The organism is Vibrio sp. 10N.261.45.E2, assembly GCF_002875705.1.
Classification (GTDB): Bacteria; Pseudomonadota; Gammaproteobacteria; order Enterobacterales; family Vibrionaceae; genus Vibrio.
Window position 1 is genome coordinate 1,042 of sequence record NZ_MCZZ01000139.1, and the last position, 24,077, is coordinate 25,118.

Here is a 24,077-nt window from a genome sequence, read left to right on the forward strand (position 1 = left end):
ACTGCTGCAATTAACCTTATTGATGCGCAATTACGTTGGTTAGCTTTAAGTCCAGACGGAACTCTACCTGTAAAACTGAAAAGGATGAGAGAAAGTTTAAGTCACTTCATTCTTCCAGATAAAAGAAAGGACCGAACGTTTCCACGTTCAGTCCTCTTTGTTCCAGCCAAATATCCGTTTAGGTTCAAGCAGTAATGCTTATCCGAACGGCATTACCTATTAAAGGTGCCTTTTTTATTGTCTAGACTATCGCACAGTTCAAAGCGCCGAATTAAGAACCAACCACTTAATATAGAGGGAATCTCAAACACTCGCCTCTTATATAGAAGGCATTTCGAAATAGGCGTAAATCAATCTTAATATGACCTAAACGCACTCTTGTTCATTTTGTCGAACGCGAGCCGCGAGTTGGCGATATTGATCGGCAATGGTCTCTCCAAAGACAGGGTCATCTTCAGGTTGCAGCCATTGAGACTCGACTTCTTGCCAATCTTTCACTGTGAACGCCTCAATAATCATTGGTAACACATGCTTCTCTTCATATTCCATGTGTTTTCGCTGAGCTTTAACAAAGGCTTCAAGCTGCTCAATGAAAACTTGTTGAGGAACCACCGCATCTTGAAGAATCATATCAAGCAAACCTAGAAAGTCTGCCGTTTTCTCAGAAAGCAATTGATGCTCTAGTTCCAAGTCTTCAATCGCTTGCTCGCTGCCATATTGCTTAAGGTAGTAGCGATAGATGACGTCTTCTTTAGGGTGATGCACTTTGTCTGAATGGTTCATCAGGTAATGAACCACCTCTGCGATCAGGCTATAGTTTATTTCTCGCTCCTGTTTCAGAAACTCTAACTTACTGTTGAGTATCGCGAGTAAACGAGCCATATAGCCATGCTCTCGTCTTATCCTTTCAATCATCATAGTATTGCACTCCATTACACCTACTGTTTATAAGTGTATACGAATATGCTGATTTATGATTTGACCCTGCTCAGAAAACCACCAACCTATACTTCCGCTGGTAAACGCCAGTCAATAGGTTGTTGATCCATAGAAGAAAGTAGCTTGTTGGTTATGGAGAAGTGCTGACAACCGAAAAAACCACGACGCGCCGATAATGGCGATGGGTGAGGTGCAACCAACACATAGTGCTTACCTGCATCAATCGCTTGTCCCTTCTTCTGGGCATGAGCACCCCACAATAAAAAGATGATAGGTTCAGAGCGCTGGTTGAGCTCAGCAATAATGGCATCGGTAAAAGCTTCCCAGCCACACTTAGCATGTGAGTGTGCTTTTGCCTCTTCTACAGTAAGGACAGTGTTCAACATCAACACCCCTTGTGATGCCCAAGAATCAAGGTAACCATGAGTCGGGATCTCAAAGCCCTCTATATCTTGTGCAAGCTCTTTGTACATGTTGCGTAGAGAAGGTGGGATTTTCACGCCAGGAAGCACTGAGAATGCTAAGCCATGAGCTTGGCTGGCACCGTGGTAAGGATCTTGCCCTAAGATAACCACTCGCACGGACTCGAAAGGCGTCATATCAAAAGCACTGAACACCTGATCTTGTGGTGGGTATACGGTTTTGCCACTACTACGCTGCTGTTCGACAAACGCAAGGACACTCTGAAAGTACTCTTTCTCACGTTCATCGTTAATAATGGATTCCCAAGTCTTTGGTGCGCTCATCGTTTACTTCCCAATCATTAAGTTTTCTAGGGCCTTTCGTCAGACAAAAAAATAGCTGTATCGGCAAACTGGCCTAAATAAGGCTCTAGTTATACCTCATACAGCTATCAATAAACATGATGTGTAGGGTTCGCTTGTGGGTGAATCATATTAAAAGGTTCAATTTAAGTTTATCTCGATTAGCCACTCTTCTGGGGAGTACGATGGTGACCATGACTATGGATGTGACGGTTCGGTGCTGGCAGACGCGCTGCAGCATGGACTGTTGAAGAAGCACTTGGGGTATAAGTTATAGAATACATAATGGCACCCTCCTCTATTATTACAGTGAACTACATATTCAACTAAACACTATGAAAGAAAGATGCCAATTTTAGGAATAGAAGGAAATTAATTTTTCCCTCTATATATTACGCATCTTCACTCACTTCCGTTGCTGAGCGATGAAACATTCTAAGTTGTTGAATTTCCTCTTTCCAGATTGTCGAATCAATGGTTTCTAAAATAAGAGGGATACCATTAAAGCGAGAATCCGAAGCAATATACTCAAAACAATCCCAGCCAATTTCGCCTTTTCCTAAAGAATGGTGTCGATCGACACGACTCGCGAACTCCGCTTTTGAATCATTGATGTGCATTGCTCGTAGATAGTGCATGCCCACAATGCGGTCAAACTCTGCAAACGTATGTTCACACGCCTCTTTTGTACGTAAGTCGTAGCCAGCAGTAAAGGTATGGCAAGTGTCTAAACACACACCAACACGTGATTTATCTTCTACTTGGTCGATAATTTCGGCTAGGTGCTCAAACTTCCACCCAAGGTTAGTGCCCTGACCAGACGTATTCTCGATGACCGCAATCACATCTGGTACTGCTTGATGAGCGAGATTGATCGACTCAGCGATCTTCGCCAAACATTCGCTTTCTGAGATTTTCTTTAAATGACTCCCAGGATGAAAATTCAAAAGCGTTAAGCCAAGTTGATTGCAACGCTCCATTTCATCAATAAAAGCCGCGCGTGACTTCTCTAACTTCTCTTCTTCAGGCGCACCTAAGTTAATAAGGTAGGAGTCATGAGGAAGAATATGCTCTGCAGAAAAACCCAGCATTTTGCAATTAGCTTTAAAGGCACTGATGGTTTTCGCTTCTAGCGGTTTTGCCGCCCATTGTCTCTGGTTCTTGGTAAACAGTGCGAACGCATTGGCACCGATTTCACGAGCACGCATAGGCGCCTGATCGACACCACCGGCAGCCGACACATGAGCGCCAATAAACTTAATATTTGTTTCCGGTTTTGAGGATGAATTATTGTTTGTCATTAAATCACTTTACACTTTCAGAATGCTTAATAAATAAAGGGTCGTATCGGTTGCAGGTCAATAAAAACACAATAAATGTAATAAACTTACAACAAATACGACTGTTAAATATTTTTTATACTTTAAAATATTTTGTAATTACTTTGTTTTCAAAGGTTTTATTGATTTACCTCAATATAATCACCTTTGTAAAAATATGGTTTTTGGTTGTTTTTTGACTTAAATCAATGTTAACCTTACTCTTATTAGGTATATATTACCCAGCTCAATAAAAATCGAAAGTTAACACCATAATCAAACCACATTCAGTGGACTAGGAGATAGTTATGATCCAAGGTATTCAAATTACTAAAGCAGCAAACGATGACCTACTAAACTCAATCTGGCTACTAGATAACGAGAAGAACGAAGCTCGTTGTGTTGTTGCTACTGCAGGTTTCGAAGCTGACCAAGTTATCTCAGCTGCAGACCTAGGCGAGTACGAAAGCCGTGAAGTTGCAATCGAAGCAGCACCACGCATCGAAGGTGGTCAACACCTAAACGTTAACGTTCTTAAGCGTGAAACGCTAGAAGATGCAGTTGCTCACCCAGAGAACTACCCACAGCTAACTATCCGTGTATCGGGTTACGCTGTACGTTTCAACTCTCTAACGACTGAACAACAACGTGACGTTATCGCACGTACGTTCACTGAGTCTCTATAATTTTTTAGAGCTTGAATTAGAATACAAAAACGGCGCTCATTGAGCGCCGTTTTTATTTGTTCAACATGCAGATGTTCGTTATGGTTGAACTCGACGCAGCACTGCTTTTAGCGCTTCAAAATCGTTATCAAGATCTTCAGACAACAGCTCCATCGCCGCGTGTTTTGCTAACGGACCAGGCAATTCAATATCAGAACCTAGGATGTCATCAACCACTTCTTTGAATTTTGCTGGGTGCGCTGTACACAAGAACAAGCCAGTTTCGTTCTCTTGCAGTTGCTCTTCCAATAGACGGTAAGCAATCGCACCATGTGGTTCACATAAGTAACCTTGTGCTTTCAGGTCGCGAACTGACTCAGCGCTCTGCTCATCAGAAACCTTACCTTTGCCTAGTGTATCTAAGCCCCAACCTTTCAGTTGGCACAGCTCTTCGATACGAGGCCAGTTGTTTGGTTGGCTTACGTCCATCGCATTTGATGTTGTCGCAACGGTCGGTTTTGGATCCCATTGGCCTGTTTCTAGGTAACGAGGCACCGTGTCATTTTCGTTGGTTGCTGCAATGAAACGCTTAACAGGCAAGCCTAAAGCTTTAGCCAATAGACCAGCCGTTAGGTTACCAAAGTTACCACTTGGTACAGAGATAACCAGGTTTTCACGCTGTTCTTTAGTTAACTGAGAAGCCGCCTCAAAGTAGTAACAGATCTGAGCCATTAAACGACTGATGTTGATAGAGTTTGCTGAGTTAAGACCAATCTCTTTACGCAGTTCAGCGTCATCAAATGAGTCTTTAACCAGAGCCTGACACGCATCAAAATCGCCATCAATCGCCACAGTGTGAATGTTCTTACCAAGCGTACAGAACAACTTCTCTTGCAGCGGGCTGATCTTGCCTTTCGGGTAAAGAATCACAACGTTGATGTCTTCCATGCCGTAGAAAGCATGGGCAACCGCTGCACCAGTATCACCTGATGTTGCCGTTAAGATAGTAATTTGACCACCATCAGAAACAGCGGCTAAAGACTGAGCCATAAAACGGCCACCGAAATCTTTAAATGCCAGTGTTGGACCGTGGAAAAGCTCAAGTGCGTAAACACCGTCTTTAACTTGGTTGATTGGCGCAGGGAATTGGAACGCTGCATCCACCATTTGGTCGATCTGTTCTTTTGATAGTTCATCACCGATAAGTGCCGACAAGATCTTTGAGCTACGAGGGACAAAGTCCTCTGCTAGCAGCGCATCGATATCATCAAACTTTGGCAGTTCAGACGGGAAAAATAGACCTTGATTACGGCCTAAGCCTTGACGAACGGCTTGGCCAAAAGAGACTTGTTCATCATTTTCTTTGATGTTGTACAGTTTCATAACTCACTTCCTGTAACGATCGAACCCTGCTTATCTAGGCGACAAACGTGAACGAATCCTTCTTCATTTTGTACGTAATTTTGTTCTAACCAGCGTGCAACACGCTCGGCGACATCTTGTTCTTTGCAAATGCTAAATAGAGTTGGACCACTACCTGAAATACCAGTAGCCAATGCCCCAGCTGACAGCGCGTATTTACGAGCATCAGCAAACCCTGGAAGCAGTTTCTCACGATATGGTTCAGCGATCACGTCTTTGATCATCTTCGCAGCCAGTTCAGGTTGACCTGAATGACACGCGTGGATAAAGCCCGCTAAGTGGCGACCGTGAGCAATGATATCCTGACGACGATACTGAGATGGTAAGATCTCTCTTGCTTCCGCCGTTGAAACCTTAATCCCCGGATAAGCCATTACCCAGTACCAGTCATCAAAACACGGCACTTCTTGGCTAATAATGCCTAACTCTTCAAGCATAAGTTGTACACCACCAAGGTAACATGGAGCAACGTTATCATAGTGAATACCACCTGAAATCTTGCCTTCCATTTCACCCATCAAGGCAAGCAGCTCAGTTTCATTCAGTGGCTGACCGTGAAAACGGTTTAGCGCATCCAGTGCCGCGACAATTGAACATGCACTAGAACCCAAACCGGAACCGATAGGCATGTTCTTTTCTAGCGTCATTTCCAGTGGCTTAAGCGCAACTCCTTTCTTATCTAGCTCTCTAGAGAACACCATCCAACAGTCGTAGACGATGTTTTCTTTGGCTTCAGTTGGCAGCTTAGAAACAAAGCTGCCTGCCGTTTTCAATGAGAATGGTTCATCACCTGCTTTAACCATAACTCGGTCACCCAGCAGCGTGCCATCCACTGGAGACACAGCAGCCCCCAGAACATCAAACCCTACACTGACATTACCGATTGATGCAGGAGCATAAACGACAACATCCATATCACTTGAACTCATTCCTAAACTCCTAATTTCCAACCAAGAGTACGCATCACATCAGAGAATACGCCAGCTGCTGTTACTTCAGTACCCGCGCCGTAGCCACGTAGTACTAAAGGGATTGGTTGGTAGTAACGGCTGTAGAATGCTAATGCGTTCTCGCCATCTTTAATCTTGAACATTGGGTCATCGCCATCAACAGCTGCGATGCGAACCTTGCACTTACCTTCAGCGATTTCACCCACATAACGAAGTACTTTGCCTTCTTCTGCAGCGATAGCTGACTGCTCTTTGAAGTAAGCATCCGCTTCTGGTAAGCGAGCCATGAACTCTTCAACCGTACCCGAATCATCAAAACCTGGCGGTAGAGCTTGGTCTACTTCAACATCTTCAAGTTCAAGTGCCATACCTGCTTCACGAGCAAGAATAAGCAGCTTACGCGCCACATCCATACCTGATAGGTCATCACGAGGATCCGGTTCAGTGAAGCCGTTGTCTTTAGCGATGTTAGTTGCTTGACTCAGAGTCATACCTTCATCAAGCTTGCCGAAGATGTAAGAAAGAGAACCAGACAGAATACCGTTGAATTTCTCAAGTTCATCACCGGCAGAGATTAGGTTTTGTAAGTTTTCGATTACCGGTAGACCTGCGCCTACGGTTGTTTCGTACATCAGCTTACGACGAGAGTTACGTGCAACTTCACGCAGCTGATGGTAGTAAGCCATGCTTGCTGTGTTGGCTTTTTTGTTTGGTGTTACAACGTGGAAACCAGCCGCAAGGAAATCAGCGTACTGCGCCGCAATACCTTCGCTAGACGTACAATCAACCAATACTGGGTTGATGATGTGGTTACGCTGAACCAGAGCCGCTAAACGCGCTAGGCTGAACTCTTCTGTCGCGCTCGACATGCGATCGCGCCACTGTTCTAGTGGTAGACCATCGCTGTCTAGCAATAAACCTTTGCTGTTTGCTAAACCACATACACGAATCACGATGCCTTTTTCAGCCAGTTTGCCTTGCTGACGTTGGATCTGGTCAACAAGCTCGCCACCAACACCGCCGACACCCACAACGAATACGTCTAGGAAGTGCTTAGAGTTGAATAGGTTTTCGTGACACGCTTTGATTGCTTCTGAAATTTTATCTTCAGGGATAACCGCAGAGATAGCGCGCTCAGATGAACCTTGTGCAATCGCCACAATGTTAACGTTCACTTCTGCTAAAGAAGAGAAGAACTGAGATGCTACGCCACGTGAAGTACGCATACCGTCACCCACCAGCGTCACGATAGCAACGTCATCCAGAAACTCAACCGGTTCTAACAGGCCATCTTTAAGTTCAAGTTCAAACGCTTCTGATAGCACTTGCTTCGCTTTCACTTTGTCAGCTGACTCAATACAAAAGCTGATGCTGTACTCAGAAGAAGATTGAGTAATAAGGACAATAGAAACACCAGCAGAAGACATCGCGCCGAATACGCGGCTTGCCATGCCTACCATGCCTTTCATACCAGGGCCTGATACGTTAACCATTGTTAGGTCGCTTAGCGTAGTAATACCTTTAATTGCTAGGTTATCTTCGCCAGTGTCTTGGCCAATCAAAGTACCTGCACCCTGTGGGTTAAAGCTGTTTTTGATTAGACAAGGAATATGGAATTGCGCGATAGGTGCGATAGTCTTCGGGTGTAGAACCGAAGCACCGAAGTAAGAAAGCTCCATCGCTTCTTGGTAGCTTAATGACTTAAGAAGACGAGCATCATCAACCAAACGCGGGTCACAGTTGTAAACGCCGTCTACATCAGTCCAGATTTCACAGCAATCAGCACGTAGACATGCCGCTAGAACTGCCGCTGAGTAGTCAGAGCCATTACGACCAAGTGTTACTAACTCGCCTTTATCATTACCAGCAGTGAAGCCCGGCATGATGTTTACGTGACCTTTAGGAAGTGGCGATTGACGGAAGTTCTGAGTTGAAACATCCACATCGACCATAGCTTCAAGGTGATCCCCTTTAGCATATAGGTATTGAACTGGGTCAATCAGGCTGGCTGGCTGGCCTTTCGCTTCAAGTACCGCTTTCATCAACTGAATTGAGATTCGCTCACCTTTACTTATGATGCGAGCATTAACATGGTTCGGGCACATGCCCAATAGGTTAATACCGTTTACAAACTGTTTTAGCTGAGCAAGAGAGGTATCGACCTGCTCTTGGAACGCAGCACCATCAATAGAAGGTACAACGGCTTGAATATCTGCAAACAGTGTCGCGAATGAGGATTCGATCTCTGTAATCTGTGCATCTGCTTCACCATTTTTCAGTGCAGCTTCGATAACAGCGACCAACTTATTGGTTGTTTTTCCTGGAGCCGATAGTACAACGGCTAGCTCTTCTTGCTGGGCATTATTAGCGATGATATCAGCCGCTCGTAAAAAACGATCTGCATCAGCTAATGATGAACCTCCAAACTTTAAAACGCGCATCCCTTTCTCCATAAGTCATAAAAATGGTACAAAAAAAGGCCTGTATCTTGTTGGATACAGGCCTTTTTTTTAAAATCCGTTACTTAGCAGCCTGCCCCAACAATGTTAATGTCGGTAATAATAATGGTTGTGGTCATTACTAGGTGGCTTACGTGCTGCATTTCAAATTCTCTGCTTGTGCTTTACTCTACGTGTATCAATTTTTACCACTAGACGTCAATGAAAAGTTGCGTTTTTTTTACATTCGCACCGTTTTTCAGAGCAAACCGTCATTTAAGGGATAAAACACCCTGTATAAACCTTAAATTCAAATACAGGATTTACTTGTTGAACAATCAACGGTAATCAGTTGCATATATAGTCATAACAAAATGCTATATCGATTGTGCAGCGAACACACAATTTCTGTGCTTTAATTGAACGATAATATTCAAAGAACAATAATAATGACATCAGGAGTGGGAAATGAAGAGATTACTTATTCTTTTGGCTTTTGCTATGCCTGTTGTTTGTTCAGCGAACAGTTTGCCTCTACTTCCCTCTCAAATAGATCGCTCTGCTCATAAATTCTTTATCTCTACACAAAATGCATCGAGTGAAAGTTTCGATACTTGGAAAATAGACAGTGGTTATTCATATAGCTTGTTTGCGGATGTAGATCTTTATGTCGGTACACGTATCAATAGCGCCGCTCTGAAACAAGAAAGTGGATTCTTGAGTGGTGTCAGTTATCAGTTCTCAGAAAGAGTCTCTTTCAACAGTTCTTTGCACACCTATAAAGATGAGACCGAAGACAATGAGCAGTCAGTGGCCGCAGAAGTTTCCAGCCGAGTACAACTGACAGATAATCTAGATTTGCATGCCACCCTTGATTATGAAGAGTGGCAGCAAGGTGTTGAAGTGGGATTAGGGTTTCGCTTTTAATCCAATAAGCTTATTACTAATGAACCATTGCGAATCAAATCACCGTTATGATTCAATCAACAACTCCGACGAAATTAACACGCCATTCCAATCAGCATAAATATAGTCACCAGGTTGAATCAGTTGGTTGTGTATCGATAGCGTAACATTCACTTGGCCTACACCGCGCTTCTCTGTTTTGAATGGTGATGCACCCAGCGCCTGAACGCCCAAGTCCATTTGCGACATCATGCCAACATCACGCACTGCACCGTTCACAATAACGCCTTCCCAACCATTTTCTATCGCGAGAATAGCAAGTTGATCGCCAAGCAGCGCCTTCTGACATGAGCCATTTCCGTCAACAACAAGCACTTTGCCAGTACCATCGGTCTCCAAAACCTCGCGAACCTTGGAATTATCGTGATAACAACGAACTGTTACAATTTTCCCAAAGAACGCACCACGTTGACCGAAGTTTTGCAGTGGCATGTTCAGTAAGGTGACTTTGCTTTCAAACTCATCACACAAGTCGGGTGTTATATCGTGCATATATCCTCCGTGAGTAAGACGTGACCTGTTCAGTCAGGCTAGCCTCTATGCTTTTATATGTTATTAAAATTAATCCTTTGTTTTCATTGTTCTATGCTCAATTTATTACTCAATAAAAGTTGATTGAACATATTTATCTACTAGACTCTTAGGACAGCTTTCAGCTTCCTTGGTTCATAATCCGGTCTTTAGCAGGCAAGATGTGAGAGACATCTCGAATAATCATTCTTGTTTTGGTGCTAAATAGTCACCATAACATTGGTTAAGTTGTAGCCATACTATTAAAGTTTGTTGCGATACGGCAATTGATGTAAATCAACAAAGTGAATGGAATTAACATTCTCGCGTTGTTAGCATGCTGTTAACATTATAGAATCCGTTCCAATCACTAAAAGAATGATTGAAAGGCGTACTGGATCTACGTTATTGGGCAATACTTCAAGGAAGGCAGATAGCTGGAAGTAAGTGTTTTTTTGAAAACTTTAAGTTATCATCAAAAATACATTACCTGTATGTTATGTTTTTGCCTAGAATTTATTCTATTAGCACAGTTTCGTCACAAATTTAGGTACCGCCAAATGCAAACCCCGCAGATTCTGATCGTTGAAGATGAGCAAGTAACTCGTAACACTCTAAAGAGTATTTTTGAAGCAGAGGGATATGCTGTTTTTGAGGCTAGCGACGGTGAAGAGATGCACCAAGTGCTATCTGACAACCAAGTTAACCTTGTAATTATGGACATCAACCTTCCAGGTAAGAATGGCCTACTACTTGCGCGTGAACTACGTGAGCAAGCAAACGTAGCGCTTATGTTCTTAACTGGTCGTGATAATGAAGTTGATAAGATCCTTGGCCTAGAGATCGGCGCTGATGACTACATCACTAAGCCTTTCAACCCTCGTGAACTGACTATCCGTGCACGTAACCTTCTTAACCGTTCAATGAGCACAAGCTCTGTTCAAGAAGAAAAACGTAGCGTTGAGAAGTACGAGTTCAACGGTTGGGTACTAGATATCAACAGTCGTTCTCTGGTTAGCCCAGATGGCGAAGGTTACAAGCTACCTCGTTCAGAGTTCCGTGCTCTACTTCACTTCTGTGAGAACCCAGGTAAGATCCAAACACGTGCAGACCTTCTTAAAAAGATGACAGGCCGTGAGCTTAAGCCGCACGATCGTACTGTAGACGTAACAATCCGTCGTATTCGTAAGCACTTTGAATCTGTTTCTGGTACACCAGAAATCATCGCAACGATTCACGGTGAAGGCTACCGCTTTTGTGGTGACCTAGAAGACTAATTTGATTAAGCTTCTGACTGTTCAGTACTGCTAACAACCGAAGCGAAATCAATAGTTATGAAAAAGGGAGAATGCCAACGCATTCTCCCTTATTTATTGTTCTGGATTAAGTGAGGTTTAATAAACCGTATCGACCTTAACGTCCTTTTCCACCAGCCACTTCACGGTCTCGCCATCTTTCAGTTCAACCGCTACATCAACAGGTTTGTCGCTATCGATCTCTAGTTGCCATACAAACGCGACTTCCCACTGAGTTTCACTGTGTGTTCTTAAATCAAGATCATCCGCCGTTACCAACAAGGTATCTGCCCCCTGTTTAACCGTAACACTCTCAACCGCAAGCGTTGCTGGTAGTTGTGAGTCTGACTCTAGGTAGATTGAACCATGCAGTGTCTTATCTTGAGTCTCTCCAATCGTTGGCATCTTGTTGTGCCAAAGGTTGCTTTTCATTGTGACTGTTGCTGCAGATACTTCTACTTGATTATCTTGCTGCCATTCTACTTGTGGCGCAGAACAACCCGCTAATGCCACTACACATGCGGCGAATGCTAATTTTTTCATTATTCTTCTACCTTTGATTTAACCAACTCTTTAAGACTTCAATATCATTCTGGTATTCGTTATTTATTTCATCAACCCAATCTGAAATGTTCTCCCACCACGCAGGCAGATCTGGAGATTGAGCTTTCTGAGCAACTTGCTGGATGCGTTTCAGGCCAATGGAACCTGCTGCACCTTTAATCTTATGTGCCTCAGAAACAATGCTGGCTTTATCTTTCGCAATCATGTTGGAGTTCAATATTTCCATATACTCCGGCATCATATCTTCAAACATCACGATGCTATCCAAAACCGGTTTTGGTCCAACAATATCAACATAAGACTCTAGCATATCAATATCAAGCAATGTGGTATCAATCGCTGAAATAACTGGCTTGCTCGCGTCAACTTTATCAATGATCTCAACCTTCTCTGTACCTGCAGATTTCTCAATAACCTTTGGTGCATCTTCGATAAGTTCACTGATTACATCTTGGATAGCCCGAACTGATAGCGGTTTACTGATCGCTTCGTCCATACCTTTCTGGAAATACTCTTGCTTGTTGCTTAATACGTTCGCAGTTAATGCGACTAAAGGCGGTAGCTGGCTGTATTTCTCACGGTAGTATTGAGCAATATCGAAACCTGTCATGTCTGGCAGTTGGATATCCAATAATACCAAGTAATAGTCTTCAGGATTGAAAGCGATTTGCGCCTCTTTACCCGTCATCACTACTGTCACTTCATGGCCAAGGCTTTCTAGCAGAGAGCGAGCTACTGTAATATTCAGTTCAATGTCTTCGACCATGAAGATCTTAAGGTTCGACTGCTTTCTTGGCGTTTTGATCAGTGCTTGAGTATCGTGATTCACAGGCACACGAATCGAAACCGTAAAGGTACTACCAAAGCCCTCTTCACTGGTGACTTCAATATAGCCATCCATCATATTGATCAGCTGTTGAGAAACAGCAAGACCAATTCCGGTACCAACAGCGTGCAAGTTGTCCGTTCCCGACTTCACCTGATAGTACATCGCGAATATCTTTTCGATTTCACTTTCAGGGATACCGATACCGGTATCTTCGACTTCCATCGTAATGTTGGCAAAGTCGCCTTCAATGTCGGCGCTGACTGTCATTACTACGCCACCATCTTTGGTGAACTTCATCGCGTTACTAACAAGGTTCCATAGTACCTGTCTAAGACGAGTGCCATCGACCTCAACAGAAGCAGGAAGATCTGACAATCTTTCTAGATCGAATCTCAATCCTTTCTGCTCTGCCATTAATGCAGAGATACTTTCGATCTCGACAACGAAATCTTCAAAGTTGATAGGCGTTGGGAATAGCTCAAGTTTACGACGGTCGAACTTATCCATGTCGATAATATCGTTAAAGATATTACCCAATGTCACCGCGCTCACCTTGATGGTTTGCATCTGCTTACGTTGTTCAGTGGTCAACTGGCTATCCAGCAACATGCGGCTCAAACCAATGATGCCGTTAAGCGGGGTTCTGAGTTCATGACTGATCGTTGAGATAAAAGTAGTCTTATCGCGACTGGCTTTCTCAAGTGACTCTTGATGCTCTTTACGCTCGGTGATATCGCGACCGAAACCTACTAAGCCTAAGTGGCGGCCATCTTTACTGTAAAAAGGCACTTTACGCAGTTCGAAGTAACTCTTACGGCCATCTGGGTATTCAAGCCATTGGTCATAGGTCAACGCTTGGTTGTCGGCAAATACTTTCTTATCGGTTTCAACAACTTGTTGAGCGACCTCTTTGCTGTAAACATCCCAAGGCGTTAAACCAACCAGCTCTTTTTCTGTTTTGCCGGTGAGCTCTTCAACCGCACGGTTACAACCAGAGAACACACCATCTTCATTACGGTAGTAAATAAGGTCAGGCGAGGCATCGATAAAGGAGCGTAACAATGCAGTACGCTCAGCTAGTTCAAGCTGAGTACGTTCACGCTGAAAGACTTCGTTTTCGAGATCATGCATCGCCTCAGCGCGTGCTTCTTCCGCCTTCTCACGCTCTTCAATTTCTTGATTAAGCTTCTCGATATTGAGCTGCATTTTATTGTTGAGTTCTTGGTCTCGCTCACGCATGTCGCCAAGTTTAGAGACCAATTTCGCTAACCTTTGACGTGATTCCTCCAGCTGATCCACGACCACTGACAGAAAGTAAACCGCCCAAGGCGTGATCACTAAACCGAAGAAAACTGAACGGACAATGTCGATGTCATCAACATTCCCTTTGAGTGCGAGGGTGATACCGACTTGCACAACAACAGCGAGGGCAACAAGCGCTAGGGCGAGTAAGATAGAAAAGCGGACAATCCCCAGTTTTACGAGTAGATCCACGTAATACTGAGCAAGATTTTTCATGGGTTTCATTTAGCGCTCCATGCGATAAGACTAGCAACATTCTACCTTGTTTGAAGATAGGAGGTAAGCTAGCTACATCACACGCAGCAAGAGATCAGCGGCAATATCGAAGGTTAACCCCATTAATACAAATGCCGAACAAGTCAAAACCGACGAGGGTGAGTAAGTCACCGGTTTTATCGGACTAGCGAATTGAGTATGGATGCACCATTGAACGGTTGCGACCATCAGATTTCGCTTGATACAGCGCACTATCAGCCAAGGCAACAGCCGACTCCATCTCATCATCAGGTGTCGGAATGTAAGAAATGATACCAATACTCACAGTGATGAATTCAGAGACCGTCGACTTCTCATGAGCTAACTCCAATTTAAGCACTTCATCATGGATGCGCTGAGCCACCAGCTGCGCACCTTCAGTTGTTGTGTTTGGCAGAATAAAGCCGAACTCCTCGCCACCATAGCGAGCCACACAATCAGATGAACGATTCAACACCTGTTTAAATGCCTGTGAAACCTGAATCAAAGCATCATCACCTTGTTGGTGTCCGTAAAAATCGTTGTAGCCTTTAAAGAAGTCGATATCACACAGCATGATCGTCAGTGGTAGCTTCTCACGCACATGGTAATGCCACAGTGTTGAAAGCTGCTCATCGAAACGGCGTCGGTTAGAAACCTGAGTCAGGCTATCCATAAAGCTGAGGCGTTCAAGCTCAAGGTTGGCTTCTTCTAGTTTCTGCTCTGCAAGATAACGTTCCGTGATATCACGCGCCATGATCAACACGCCATTGGTGCTTGATGCTGGATCTCGAAACGGTGACTTCACAACATCATACCAAGTGTATTCACCATCACTGGAGGTGACTTTGTCGATATAGCGTAACGATTTGCCATGATGAAGCACTTGTTGATCGGTGTCTGAGATACGCATATATATAGTATTAGGTACTACATCTTGCAGACGCTTACCCACTAGGTCACTGACTTCAGAAATACCAAGCGCCGCCACAAATGGCTTATTACACGCTTGGTAAACCATATTCTCATTGAAGATACCAATCGAGTCTGGGCTGGCTTCCAAGATGTTTTGCAAGATAGTGTCACGCTGCGCAAGCGCAACTTCGGTATCTTTACGCTTCTCCATTTCACCACGCAGTTTTTGCTGCATATCGTGCCAATCGGTCACATCGTGGCTAATAGAAAGCATCCCTATATTTTCCCCATCTTGAGAAAGCAGAACACTTTGGTAGGTTTCAAGCAGACAGCTTTTACCATCTTGGTCGGTTGTCCACGAACGTTCACTAACACGGCCTTTCAATGCGCCACCAGAAACACTCAAGGTGCCCTCTTCTGGGCGACCGTTCCAAAACTTTTTGAACGAGCGATTGCTCGCGACTAACTCGCCCTTTTGATCTTTCACATAAATCAGCTCAGACAAAGAATCCAAAGCGGTACGAGCAACATTCAATTCTCGAACTTCTTGGGACAGTTCTTCATTGGTGTTCTTATAAGGCGCAGCATGAATCATCCATACTTTCTTATTTCTAAAATGGATCTTACGACCGACTAGATTGATCTTAAACGACTCAAATTCGGAAAGCGCCCACAGGGAGACTTGCTCGAAGGCTCGAGAATTAATGTGATTGGTTAAGTAGTGACGAAAGCTGTTCTCGCTTTCAACAGTAGGGAAGCGAAAATTAGCGCCGATTTGGCGGATACCAAGCAACTGCATGGCTTGGCGATTGGCATAGAGTATTTCGCCACTTCGAACATCAACAAAGTAGAGTGGCGATGGAGTAGCAAGTAGAAGCGTTTCGATATGCGACTGATAACGGGAATAGAGATGCCAGCAGATGAGAACAATCAGCAATACAACAACGATATAAATACCGTAGCCATACGCCCTGTCCCACAACCAAGTCATTACCAGTTCCATTTATTCTCAATCTATACCATAAAATCTGTGAGGGAAATGTTACCACTATTTGTTGGTTTTATCTGCTGTTACCTACAGTCACCCATTTCTATTAATTGGTCGCGTTTAAAACAGGTAATGTGTACTCGAATGCAGAGCCAGTTTTGATGCCTTGAGCGCCAGTTTTATCGAGCGAACGACCTATCTCTGTCATCGCTAACCAGCGGTTCTCACACCACAAAGGAGAGAGTAATGTTGGGCGTCTCGCCGCTGAAGAAACACGGTGATAAACCACGTCCACAGGCGTGCGTTGAATGATCTCACTCGCGATATCAATGTACTCTTCAAGGCTTGGCGCTTCTAGCTTGCCGGCTTTCCATGCCTTAGCCATGGTACTGCCCTCTACGATATGAAGGCCATGAAGCTTAATACCATCGGTGCCAACCGCTAATACCTTGTCTAAGGTTTCAAGGTTATCCGCTTTGGTCTCTTTTGGTAGACCAACAATAAGGTGGGTACACACTTTGATGCCTAAAGCGCGTGCGCGTTGGGTGATCGTTTCATACACCGCAAAATCGTGTCCACGGTTAATTCGCTTGAGTGTTTTATCATTGGCGGTTTGTAGGCCGAGCTCGAGCCAAATTTCGTAACCTTGTTTAACGTAACCCGCTAACAGATCTAATACCGCATCAGGTACACAATCAGGTCTCGTGCCAACACAAAGACCGACGATCTCTGCACCGGGTGCTTTAAGAGCCTCTTCATACATATTCTTGAGCACTTGCACCTCAGCATAAGTGCTGGTGTACGCCTGAAAATAAGCCAGATACTTCTTGGCACGAGCAATCTCACCCGCACGATCTTTTAGCTGATCAGCAATACTTTGAATTTGAGTTTGTTCATCAGCAAAAGAAGCCACGTTACAAAAAGTGCAGCCTCCGCGGCCAATGGTTCCGTCTCGGTTTGGGCAGCTGAAACCACCATGAAGCGTCAGCTTATGAACCTTCTCGCCATAACGGCGTTGAAGATCTTGGCCGATAGTATTAACCAACTCGTGTAATTGCATATTTTCAAAGCACTCAAGTAAATAAGAATGAATATCAGTCTTTTTTGAAAAAAAATTACATCCCTGCAAAATTCGACCAATTAGTTTACTCAAGGCTTTTTGCGATCAACCTAACAAATATCAATAAACATGCAAAAAATCGGCTCTATTTGCCTAATGTTGCACATTTGTTAGGCATTAAATTCAAAATAAAACGAAAAAAATGGTCTACATGGGTCAACTTTCATTGCAATTCGCCCAGACAAAATTGTAGGATACTTACACATATTGGATATTTTTGAGTATTTACTTACAACGAAAACTTGCTAATAAGTCGGTGATATCTAACTCCCACCTATATAAACCACTAGTTTGTGGTTAAAAAAAAACGGATATCACTAAGGATTGTTTTTCTCGCAATACTTTTCCTGCGAGATACGGAAAGGATTCAAACCGCCAGCATAGGCAGGTTTAGACCCATAAATATAAAAGGACAAGGCTGACTTTATACAAATAAGTTGCGCCTAGATTTAACTGGAAGGATGTATCTATGGTAGATCAAGAGCAGAACTCACAGGGTCTGTATACTCCTGAATTGGAGCATGACGCTTGTGGTATCGGTTTTGTTGCGCATCTAAAGAATCGCAAATCTCATGATGTAGTAACTCAAGCACTCGATATGCTTGCACGTATGGAACACCGTGGCGGCCAAGGCTGTGATCCGTGTTCTGGTGATGGTGCAGGTATCCTGCTACAGAAGCCGCACGAATTCTTACTAGAAGAAGCCGTAAAGCTTGGAATTAAGCTGCCATCTTTTGAAAAATATGGTGTTGGTGTTGTACTTTTCCCTAAAGATGAGCACAAACGTGCACAGTGTCGTGACATTCTAGAACGCAATGTACAACGCCTTGAGTTAGAAGTTATCGGTTACCGTGAACTTCCAACTGACAATTCAATGATTGGTGCTGACCCATTAAGCACTGAACCTCAATTTGAACACGTATTTATTTCTGGCGGCCCTGGTATCACACCAGAAGAGCTTGAGCGTAAGCTGTATGTTCTACGTAACTACACGGTTCGCGTATGTCTAGAAAGCGTGTCAAATATCGGTGATGACTTCTACATCAACTCTATGTCTTACAAGACATTGGTGTACAAAGGTCAGCTAACAACTGAACAAGTTCCTCAGTACTTCCTAGACCTGCAAAACCCAACCATGGTGACAGCTCTAGCATTGGTACACTCTCGATTCTCAACCAATACATTCCCACGTTGGCGTCTAGCTCAGCCTTTCCGTTACATCGCGCATAATGGCGAAATCAATACAGTTCGCGGCAACCTGAACTGGATGAAAGCACGTGAAGCAATCCTAGAATCGGATCTGTTTACACAAGCTGAAATCGACATGCTGCTGCCTATTTGTCAGGAAGGTAGCTCGGATTCATCAAACTTCGATATGGCGCTTGAGCTACTTGTTCTTTCAGGTCGTACTCTGCCACACGCATTGATGATGATGATCCCGGAAGCATGGCAAGAAAACAAAAACATGGATCCAACTCGTCGCGCGTTCTACCAGTACCACGCAAACGTTATGGAACCATGGGATGGCCCTGCATCAGTATGTTTCACCGATGGTGTTCAAGTAGGTGCAACACTTGACCGTAACGGTCTGCGTCCTTCTCGCTACACAGTAACTAAAGACGACTTCCTAGTCATGGCGTCTGAGTCTGGCGTAGTTGAGATTGCACCTGAAAACGTTGAGTACCGTGGTCGTCTACAACCAGGTCGTATCTTCGTTGCTGACCTTGAGCAAGGCCGTATCATTTCTGATGAAGAAGTGAAAGACAGCATTGCTAAAGCACAGCCTTACGAAAAGTGGGTTGAAGAGAACCTTCTGAGCTTGAAAAAGCTACCAGATGCGAGCAATGAATTTAGCCAACCTTCTCCAGAGAAACTACTACACAAACAACAATCGTTTGGTGTGAGCTCTGAAGAAGTAAATGAAATTATTCTACCTCTTGCAAAAACAGGCTACGAGCCACTTTCTGCAATGGGTGCTGACTGGCCGCTAGCGATTCTGTCTCACCAATCGCAGCACCTTTCAAACTACTTCAAACAGCTGTTTGCACAAGTAACCAACCCACCAATCGACCCGATTCGTGAGCGCATGGTTATGTCTCTGAACACTTACCTAGGTAAAGATCAGAACTTACTTGCTGAAACACCTGAGCACTGTCAAAAAGTAGAACTTGAGTCTCCAGTCCTGTCTAACTCTGAGTTAGAAAAGCTACGTGCAATCGATAACGAGCACCTTCAAGCGAAGACGTTGGATATCGTATTCCAAGCAAATGGCGACCAAGGTAAGTTAGAGCGCGCACTTAAGCGTATCTGCCAATATGCGGAAGATGCGGTTATTGATGGTTACTCGATCATCCTACTGACAGACCGTGCGGTTAACTCTAACCACGCTGCTATCCCAGCAATGCTGGCGGTTGGCGCGGTTCACCACCACCTAATCCGTAAAGGTTTACGTGCTAAATGTGACATCGTTGTGGAAACGGGCGACGCTCGTGAGACACACCACTTTGCAACGCTTATCGGTTACGGTGCGAACGCAGTTAACCCTTACCTAGTGATTGAAACGATTGTTGAACTGCAACGTACTAAGAAGCTAGATCCAAACGTACACCCTCGTGAGTTGTTCGATAACTACCGTAAAGGTGTTAACGGCGGTCTACTTAAGATCTTCTCTAAGATGGGGATCTCTACACTACAGTCTTACCACGGTGCACAAATCTTTGAAGCGCTTGGTATCAGCAAATCTGTGGTTGAAAAATACTTCACAGGTACCGTTTCTCGTATCCAAGGCCTAACGATCGACGATATCGCACGTGAAGTGCTTGTTCGTCACCGTGTTGGTTACCCAGCTCGTGAAATCCCAGCTCAAATCCTTGATGTTGGCGGTGTTTACCAGTGGAAACAACGTGGTGAGAAACACCTATTCAATCCAGAAACGATTTCTCTACTTCAAGAGTCGACGCGTAATAAAGATTACGGTCAATTCAAGAAGTACGCAAAAGCAGTCGATGACCAAGGCGACAACGCAGCAACGCTACGTAGCCAACTGGACTTCATCAAGAACCCTGCAGGCTCTATTCCTCTAGCAGAAGTAGAACCAATCGAGAACATCCTTAAGCGTTTCGCTACTGGCGCAATGAGCTTTGGTTCGATCTCGCATGAGGCTCACTCAACACTCGCTGTTGCTATGAACCGTATCGGTGCGAAGTCAAACTCTGGTGAGGGTGGTGAAGATCCAGCACGTTTCGAACGTAAAGAAAACGGTGACTGGGAACGTTCAGCTATCAAACAGGTGGCTTCTGGTCGCTTTGGTGTAACGTCTTACTACCTATCTAACGCTGATGAGCTGCAAATCAAGATGGCTCAAGGTGCGAAGCCTGGTGAAGGTGGTCAGCTACCTGGTGATAAGGTTGATGACTGGATTGGTGCAACGCGTCACTCAACTCCGGGCGTAGGTCTAATCTCACCACCGCCACACCACGATATCTACTCAATCGAAGATTTGGCTCAGCTAATCTACGATCTGAAAAACGCAAACCGTAACGGCCGTGTAAACGTGAAGCTAGTATCAGAAGCTGGCGTAGGTACGATTGCATCGGGTGTAGCTAAAGCGAAAGCTGACGTGGTACTAATCGCAGGTTTTGATGGTGGTACGGGTGCATCTCCGATGTCTTCTATCCGTCACACTGGTCTGCCTTGGGAACTGGGTCTAGCAGAAACTCACCAAACACTACTGAAAAACGGTCTACGTAACCGTATCGTTGTTCAGTCAGATGGTCAGATGAAAACACCACGTGACCTTGCAGTTGCAACGTTACTTGGCGCTGAAGAATGGGGCGTAGCAACGGCAGCTCTAGTCGTTGAAGGCTGTATCATGATGCGTAAGTGTCACAAGAATACATGTCCTGTTGGTATCGCAACACAAAACAAGACTCTGCGTGAGCGTTTCGACGGCCGCGTAGAAGACGTAGTGACTTTCTTCCAATACATGGCTGAAGGCCTACGTGAAGTAATGGCTGAACTTGGCTTCCGCTCTATCGATGAGATGGTGGGTCAATCACACAAACTTAAAGTGCGTGACGACATCGGCCACTGGAAGTACAAGAACTTAGATCTAACACCAGTACTGCACATTGAGCAGGCTCGTGAAGAAGATGGTATCTACAACCAGACACAACAAAACCATAACCTAGAAGATGTTCTAGACCGTAAGTTGGTTCAAGTTGCGATTCCAGCACTTGAGAAAGGCGAAGCCGTGAATGCGACCTTCCCTATCATCAACACGGACCGCTCTGCAGGTACCATGCTGTCGAACGAAATCTCGAAGGTGTACAAAGACCAAGGTTTACCACAACCAATGAACGTTAAGTTCCACGGTAGTGCTGGCCAATCTTTCGGTGCGTTCCTTGCGAAAGGCGTTAAATTCGAAGTAGAAGGCGACGCGAACGATTACTGGGGTAAAGGTCTGTCTGGCGGTACCTTGGTACTGTACCCAGACGCGAAATCTTCTATCGTTGCTGAAGATAACATTGTGGTTGGTAACGTATGTTTCTACGGCGCGACCTCAGGTGAATCTTTCATTCGCGGTATGGCTGGCGAACGTTTCTGTGTTCGTAACTCAGGTGCGAAGGTTGTTGTTGAAGGCGTTGGTGACCACGGTTGTGAATACATGACTGGCGGTGTTGCGATTATCCTAGGCTCAACAGGTCGTAACTTTGCTGCGGGTATGAGTGGCGGTGTCGCTTATGTTTGGGATAAAGCGGGCGACTTCGAAACCAAGCTAAACCCAGAACTTGTAGACCTAGATCCAATTGAACAAGAAGATAAAGATCTTCTACTAGATATGCTAACCAAGCACGTTGAATTCACAGGAAGTGAAGTTGCTCAGTCTTTCCTAGACAACTTTGAAGCAAGTGTTGCATCACTGATTAAAGTTATGCCACGCGACTACAAAGCAGTTATTGAGAAGCGCAAAGCTGAAGCACAACAGGCACAAACGGAAGAAGTGGAGGCAGTATAATGGGTAAGCCTACTGGATTTTTAGAGCACGGTCGTGAGCTTCCAAAGAAGCTCGACCCGTCTGTTCGTATCGAAGACAACAAAGAGTTCGTACTTAACGAAGAGTTTGGTGACAAGATCAATACTCAAGCCTCTCGTTGTATGGACTGTGGCGTACCTTTCTGTCACAACGGCTGTCCGATTGGTAACATCATCCCTGAATTCAACGATGCTGTGTATCGTGATAGCTGGGAAGAGGCTTGGAACATTCTAAGCTCTACCAACAACTTCCCTGAATTTACAGGTCGTGTTTGTCCTGCTCCTTGTGAAAGTGCCTGTGTTCTTGGTATCAACCAAGACCCAATCACTATCTGTAATATTGAGAAAACGATTGTAGAAACAGCGTACCGTGAAGGGTACGCAAAGCCTAAAACACCACGCTCTCGCACAGGTAAAACAGTAGCAGTTATCGGTTCTGGCCCTGCAGGCCTAGCCGCAGCTGAACAGCTAAACAGCGCTGGTCACTCTGTGACGGTATTTGAGCGTGACGAGAAAGTTGGCGGCCTACTGCGTTTCGGTATCCCAGATTTCAAACTGGGTATGGACGTCATTGATCGTAAGATCAACCTAATGGCTGAAGCTGGCGTTGAGTTTAAAGTTAACCAACACATCGGTGTTGATGTTAATGCTCAACAGCTGCGCCAAGAGTTTGATGTGGTATTGCTAACGGGTGGTTCTACGGTTCCACGTGACTTACCAATCCCAGGTCGTGAGCTGGAAGGCGTTCACTTTGCCATGGAATTCCTTGGTCAAAACAACCGCCGTGCGAACGACTTAGACCTTAAGACAGAAGAAATTCACGCGAAAGATAAGCACATTGTGGTTATCGGTGGTGGTGATACAGGCTCTGACTGTGTAGGCACATCAAACCGTCATAAGGCAGCAAGTATTACTCAGGTTGAGATCATGCCGATCCCACCAGAGAAACGCCCTGCCAATATGCCTTGGCCTCAGTACCCAATGATCATGAAAACCACCACTTCTCACGAAGAAGGTTGTGAACGTCACTGGAATATCTTAACCAAAGAGTTCATCGGTAACGATCAAGGTCAAGTGACGGGTCTACGTATCGCAGACATCGTTTGGCAAGATGCGAAACCCGGTGAGCGTCCAGGTTTTGATGAAGTAGCCAACTCTGAACGTGTTATTCCTTGTGACATGGCATTCCTGGCAATGGGCTTCTTACACCCAGAACCAACAGGCGTGCTTGCTCAACTAGACATTAAATTGGACGATCGCGGTAACGTCGCTTCTGAAGGTTTTGCGACGAACCAGAAAGGCGTTTTCGCTGCTGGTGATATGCGTACAGGTCAATCTCTAGTTGTACGTTGTATTAATGAAGGTCGTGAATGTGCAATTGCTATTGATGACTTCTTAATGGGTAACTCAAACTTAGAAGCGAAAGCTGATTCACTCATGCTTTCCGCATAATATTTCTCGGGCTAACGTCGATGACGTTAGCCTAGAGGAAAAGCAACACCCTTCCTAACTTTTATATTTGGCTAGCACTCGATGCTAGCCTTTTTTCTATCTGGCTTCTGGCGTTTTCAAGATCACTCTGTTGTATATGTTAAATCCCGTTAACATTCACCTTATATATCTCATTGATATCCATCGACTATTTTAGATTATTACGTGGTTAATCGCGTTTGTGCATGATAATTAACCATGAACTTGACCTTAAACACAATTAGCTATACGTTGTAAAGCTGATGAAAATAAAACCAATCGTTTTTGTTAACACAACCAATAACGTTTTAACTGGCTAAAGCAAACTATCAGTTTAAAAAAAACAACAAGTA

The 24,077-nt window shown here is 44.5% G+C and carries 17 protein-coding genes, 2 pseudogenes and 1 other annotated feature; of the genes and pseudogenes, 7 read left to right on the plus strand and 12 right to left on the minus strand.

The features are described from left to right. Positions 1 to 195: pseudogene (locus BCT34_RS16550) on the plus strand (IS4 family transposase); the annotation flags it as partial. A 171-nt stretch (positions 196 to 366) separates the two neighbouring features. On the opposite strand, the gene BCT34_RS16555 reads toward BCT34_RS16550, so the two are convergent. The 4 genes from BCT34_RS16555 to nfo all read right to left on the minus strand — a co-directional run bounded on the left by BCT34_RS16555 (position 367) and on the right by nfo (position 3,004). Further along, positions 367 to 918 carry a hemerythrin domain-containing protein gene (locus tag BCT34_RS16555; protein ID WP_076652878.1) on the minus strand — a complete coding sequence of 184 codons (552 nt, stop codon included), beginning with the start codon at positions 916 to 918 and terminating at the stop codon, positions 367 to 369. A gap of 86 nt (positions 919 to 1,004) precedes the next feature. Further along, entirely contained in the window at positions 1,005 to 1,685 is a 681-nt protein-coding gene (gene ung / locus BCT34_RS16560) for a uracil-DNA glycosylase (RefSeq protein ID WP_076652881.1), read from the minus strand. Positions 1,686 to 1,864: 179 nt separating this feature from the next. Next, complete coding sequence (locus BCT34_RS24760; protein ID WP_261383420.1) at positions 1,865 to 1,987, minus strand: hypothetical protein; 123 nt, start codon at positions 1,985 to 1,987, stop codon at positions 1,865 to 1,867. 108 nt (positions 1,988 to 2,095) lie between these two features. Beyond that, positions 2,096 to 3,004, minus strand: coding sequence for a deoxyribonuclease IV (gene nfo / locus BCT34_RS16565; protein WP_076652883.1), 909 nt, complete (start codon positions 3,002 to 3,004; stop codon positions 2,096 to 2,098). Positions 3,005 to 3,330: 326 nt separating this feature from the next. Between nfo and grcA the strand changes: the two genes are divergently transcribed. Further along, positions 3,331 to 3,708 carry an autonomous glycyl radical cofactor GrcA gene (grcA, locus tag BCT34_RS16570; RefSeq protein ID WP_076653687.1) on the plus strand — a complete coding sequence of 126 codons (378 nt, stop codon included), beginning with the start codon at positions 3,331 to 3,333 and terminating at the stop codon, positions 3,706 to 3,708. 78 nt (positions 3,709 to 3,786) lie between these two features. Here grcA and thrC read toward each other — a convergent pair whose 3' ends face one another. The 3 genes from thrC to thrA are packed head-to-tail and all read right to left on the minus strand — an operon-like array spanning position 3,787 to position 8,500. Further along, entirely contained in the window at positions 3,787 to 5,070 is a 1,284-nt protein-coding gene (thrC, locus tag BCT34_RS16575) for a threonine synthase (protein ID WP_076654909.1), read from the minus strand. Then, the gene (thrB, locus tag BCT34_RS16580) at positions 5,067 to 6,023 is read right to left on the minus strand and encodes a homoserine kinase (protein ID WP_076654910.1); all 957 of its coding nucleotides are present in this window, start codon (positions 6,021 to 6,023) and stop codon (positions 5,067 to 5,069) included. Before thrB ends, thrC begins: the two co-directional genes overlap by 4 nt. Before the next feature lie 17 nt (positions 6,024 to 6,040). Continuing rightward, positions 6,041 to 8,500, minus strand: coding sequence for a bifunctional aspartate kinase/homoserine dehydrogenase I (thrA, locus tag BCT34_RS16585; protein ID WP_076654908.1), 2,460 nt, complete (start codon positions 8,498 to 8,500; stop codon positions 6,041 to 6,043). Positions 8,501 to 8,529: 29 nt separating this feature from the next. Then, positions 8,530 to 8,648 (minus strand) — a sequence feature (Thr leader region). Positions 8,649 to 8,965: 317 nt separating this feature from the next. Here thrA and BCT34_RS16590 point away from each other — a divergent pair. Further along, the gene (locus BCT34_RS16590) at positions 8,966 to 9,424 is read left to right on the plus strand and encodes a ribonuclease regulator (protein ID WP_076654907.1); all 459 of its coding nucleotides are present in this window, start codon (positions 8,966 to 8,968) and stop codon (positions 9,422 to 9,424) included. A gap of 45 nt (positions 9,425 to 9,469) precedes the next feature. Here the strand turns inward: BCT34_RS16590 and BCT34_RS16595 are convergent, their stop codons facing one another. Next, the gene (locus tag BCT34_RS16595) at positions 9,470 to 9,955 is read right to left on the minus strand and encodes a putative 4-hydroxy-4-methyl-2-oxoglutarate aldolase (RefSeq protein ID WP_076654906.1); all 486 of its coding nucleotides are present in this window, start codon (positions 9,953 to 9,955) and stop codon (positions 9,470 to 9,472) included. 47 nt (positions 9,956 to 10,002) lie between these two features. Between BCT34_RS16595 and BCT34_RS24655 the strand changes: the two are divergent. Further along, positions 10,003 to 10,104: pseudogene (locus BCT34_RS24655) on the plus strand (ribonuclease activity regulator protein RraA); the annotation flags it as partial. 429 nt (positions 10,105 to 10,533) lie between these two features. Then, on the plus strand, positions 10,534 to 11,250 hold the full coding sequence (gene arcA, locus BCT34_RS16600; protein ID WP_004741534.1) for a two-component system response regulator ArcA: 717 nt from the start codon (positions 10,534 to 10,536) through the stop codon (positions 11,248 to 11,250). 117 nt (positions 11,251 to 11,367) lie between these two features. Here the strand turns inward: arcA and BCT34_RS16605 are convergent, their stop codons facing one another. From BCT34_RS16605 to BCT34_RS16620, 4 genes are all read right to left on the minus strand, one after another. Beyond that, positions 11,368 to 11,811, minus strand: a complete 444-nt coding sequence (locus tag BCT34_RS16605) for a hypothetical protein (RefSeq protein WP_017059309.1) — start codon at positions 11,809 to 11,811, stop codon at positions 11,368 to 11,370. Positions 11,812 to 11,818: 7 nt separating this feature from the next. Continuing rightward, positions 11,819 to 14,188, minus strand: a complete 2,370-nt coding sequence (gene arcB, locus BCT34_RS16610) for an aerobic respiration two-component sensor histidine kinase ArcB (protein WP_076654905.1) — start codon at positions 14,186 to 14,188, stop codon at positions 11,819 to 11,821. Positions 14,189 to 14,363: 175 nt separating this feature from the next. Further along, a complete protein-coding gene (locus tag BCT34_RS16615) occupies positions 14,364 to 16,115 on the minus strand; it encodes a diguanylate cyclase (RefSeq protein ID WP_076654904.1) in 1,752 nt (583 codons plus the stop codon). Positions 16,116 to 16,206: 91 nt separating this feature from the next. Beyond that, positions 16,207 to 17,160, minus strand: a complete 954-nt coding sequence (locus tag BCT34_RS16620) for a TIGR01212 family radical SAM protein (RefSeq protein WP_076654903.1) — start codon at positions 17,158 to 17,160, stop codon at positions 16,207 to 16,209. Between the two features lie 529 nt (positions 17,161 to 17,689). Here BCT34_RS16620 and gltB point away from each other — a divergent pair. Together gltB and BCT34_RS16630 are read left to right on the plus strand one after the other, a co-directional pair. Beyond that, positions 17,690 to 22,237: a glutamate synthase large subunit gene (gene gltB / locus BCT34_RS16625; RefSeq protein WP_076654902.1), complete on the plus strand. Its 4,548-nt coding sequence runs from the start codon at positions 17,690 to 17,692 to the stop codon at positions 22,235 to 22,237. After that, positions 22,237 to 23,706 (plus strand): glutamate synthase subunit beta, encoded by a 1,470-nt coding sequence (locus tag BCT34_RS16630; RefSeq protein WP_076654901.1) that lies wholly within the window; start codon positions 22,237 to 22,239, stop codon positions 23,704 to 23,706. Before gltB ends, BCT34_RS16630 begins: the two co-directional genes overlap by 1 nt. The last annotated feature ends 371 nt before the right edge of the window (positions 23,707 to 24,077 follow it).

Bases quoted from the DNA above. Each gene is read 5' to 3' on its own strand.
- BCT34_RS16555 (WP_076652878.1), bottom strand. From the start codon at position 918: ATGATGATTGAAAGGATAAGACGAGAGCATGGCTATATGGCTCGTTTA.
- ung (WP_076652881.1), bottom strand. From the start codon at position 1,685: ATGAGCGCACCAAAGACTTGGGAATCCATTATTAACGATGAACGTGAG.
- BCT34_RS24760 (WP_261383420.1), bottom strand. From the start codon at position 1,987: ATGTATTCTATAACTTATACCCCAAGTGCTTCTTCAACAGTCCATGCT.
- nfo (WP_076652883.1), bottom strand. From the start codon at position 3,004: ATGACAAACAATAATTCATCCTCAAAACCGGAAACAAATATTAAGTTT.
- grcA (WP_076653687.1), top strand. From the start codon at position 3,331: ATGATCCAAGGTATTCAAATTACTAAAGCAGCAAACGATGACCTACTA.
- thrC (WP_076654909.1), bottom strand. From the start codon at position 5,070: ATGAAACTGTACAACATCAAAGAAAATGATGAACAAGTCTCTTTTGGC.
- thrB (WP_076654910.1), bottom strand. From the start codon at position 6,023: ATGGATGTTGTCGTTTATGCTCCTGCATCAATCGGTAATGTCAGTGTA.
- thrA (WP_076654908.1), bottom strand. From the start codon at position 8,500: ATGCGCGTTTTAAAGTTTGGAGGTTCATCATTAGCTGATGCAGATCGT.
- BCT34_RS16590 (WP_076654907.1), top strand. From the start codon at position 8,966: ATGAAGAGATTACTTATTCTTTTGGCTTTTGCTATGCCTGTTGTTTGT.
- BCT34_RS16595 (WP_076654906.1), bottom strand. From the start codon at position 9,955: ATGCACGATATAACACCCGACTTGTGTGATGAGTTTGAAAGCAAAGTC.
- arcA (WP_004741534.1), top strand. From the start codon at position 10,534: ATGCAAACCCCGCAGATTCTGATCGTTGAAGATGAGCAAGTAACTCGT.
- BCT34_RS16605 (WP_017059309.1), bottom strand. From the start codon at position 11,811: ATGAAAAAATTAGCATTCGCCGCATGTGTAGTGGCATTAGCGGGTTGT.
- arcB (WP_076654905.1), bottom strand. From the start codon at position 14,188: ATGAAACCCATGAAAAATCTTGCTCAGTATTACGTGGATCTACTCGTA.
- BCT34_RS16615 (WP_076654904.1), bottom strand. From the start codon at position 16,115: ATGGAACTGGTAATGACTTGGTTGTGGGACAGGGCGTATGGCTACGGT.
- BCT34_RS16620 (WP_076654903.1), bottom strand. From the start codon at position 17,160: ATGCAATTACACGAGTTGGTTAATACTATCGGCCAAGATCTTCAACGC.
- gltB (WP_076654902.1), top strand. From the start codon at position 17,690: ATGGTAGATCAAGAGCAGAACTCACAGGGTCTGTATACTCCTGAATTG.
- BCT34_RS16630 (WP_076654901.1), top strand. From the start codon at position 22,237: ATGGGTAAGCCTACTGGATTTTTAGAGCACGGTCGTGAGCTTCCAAAG.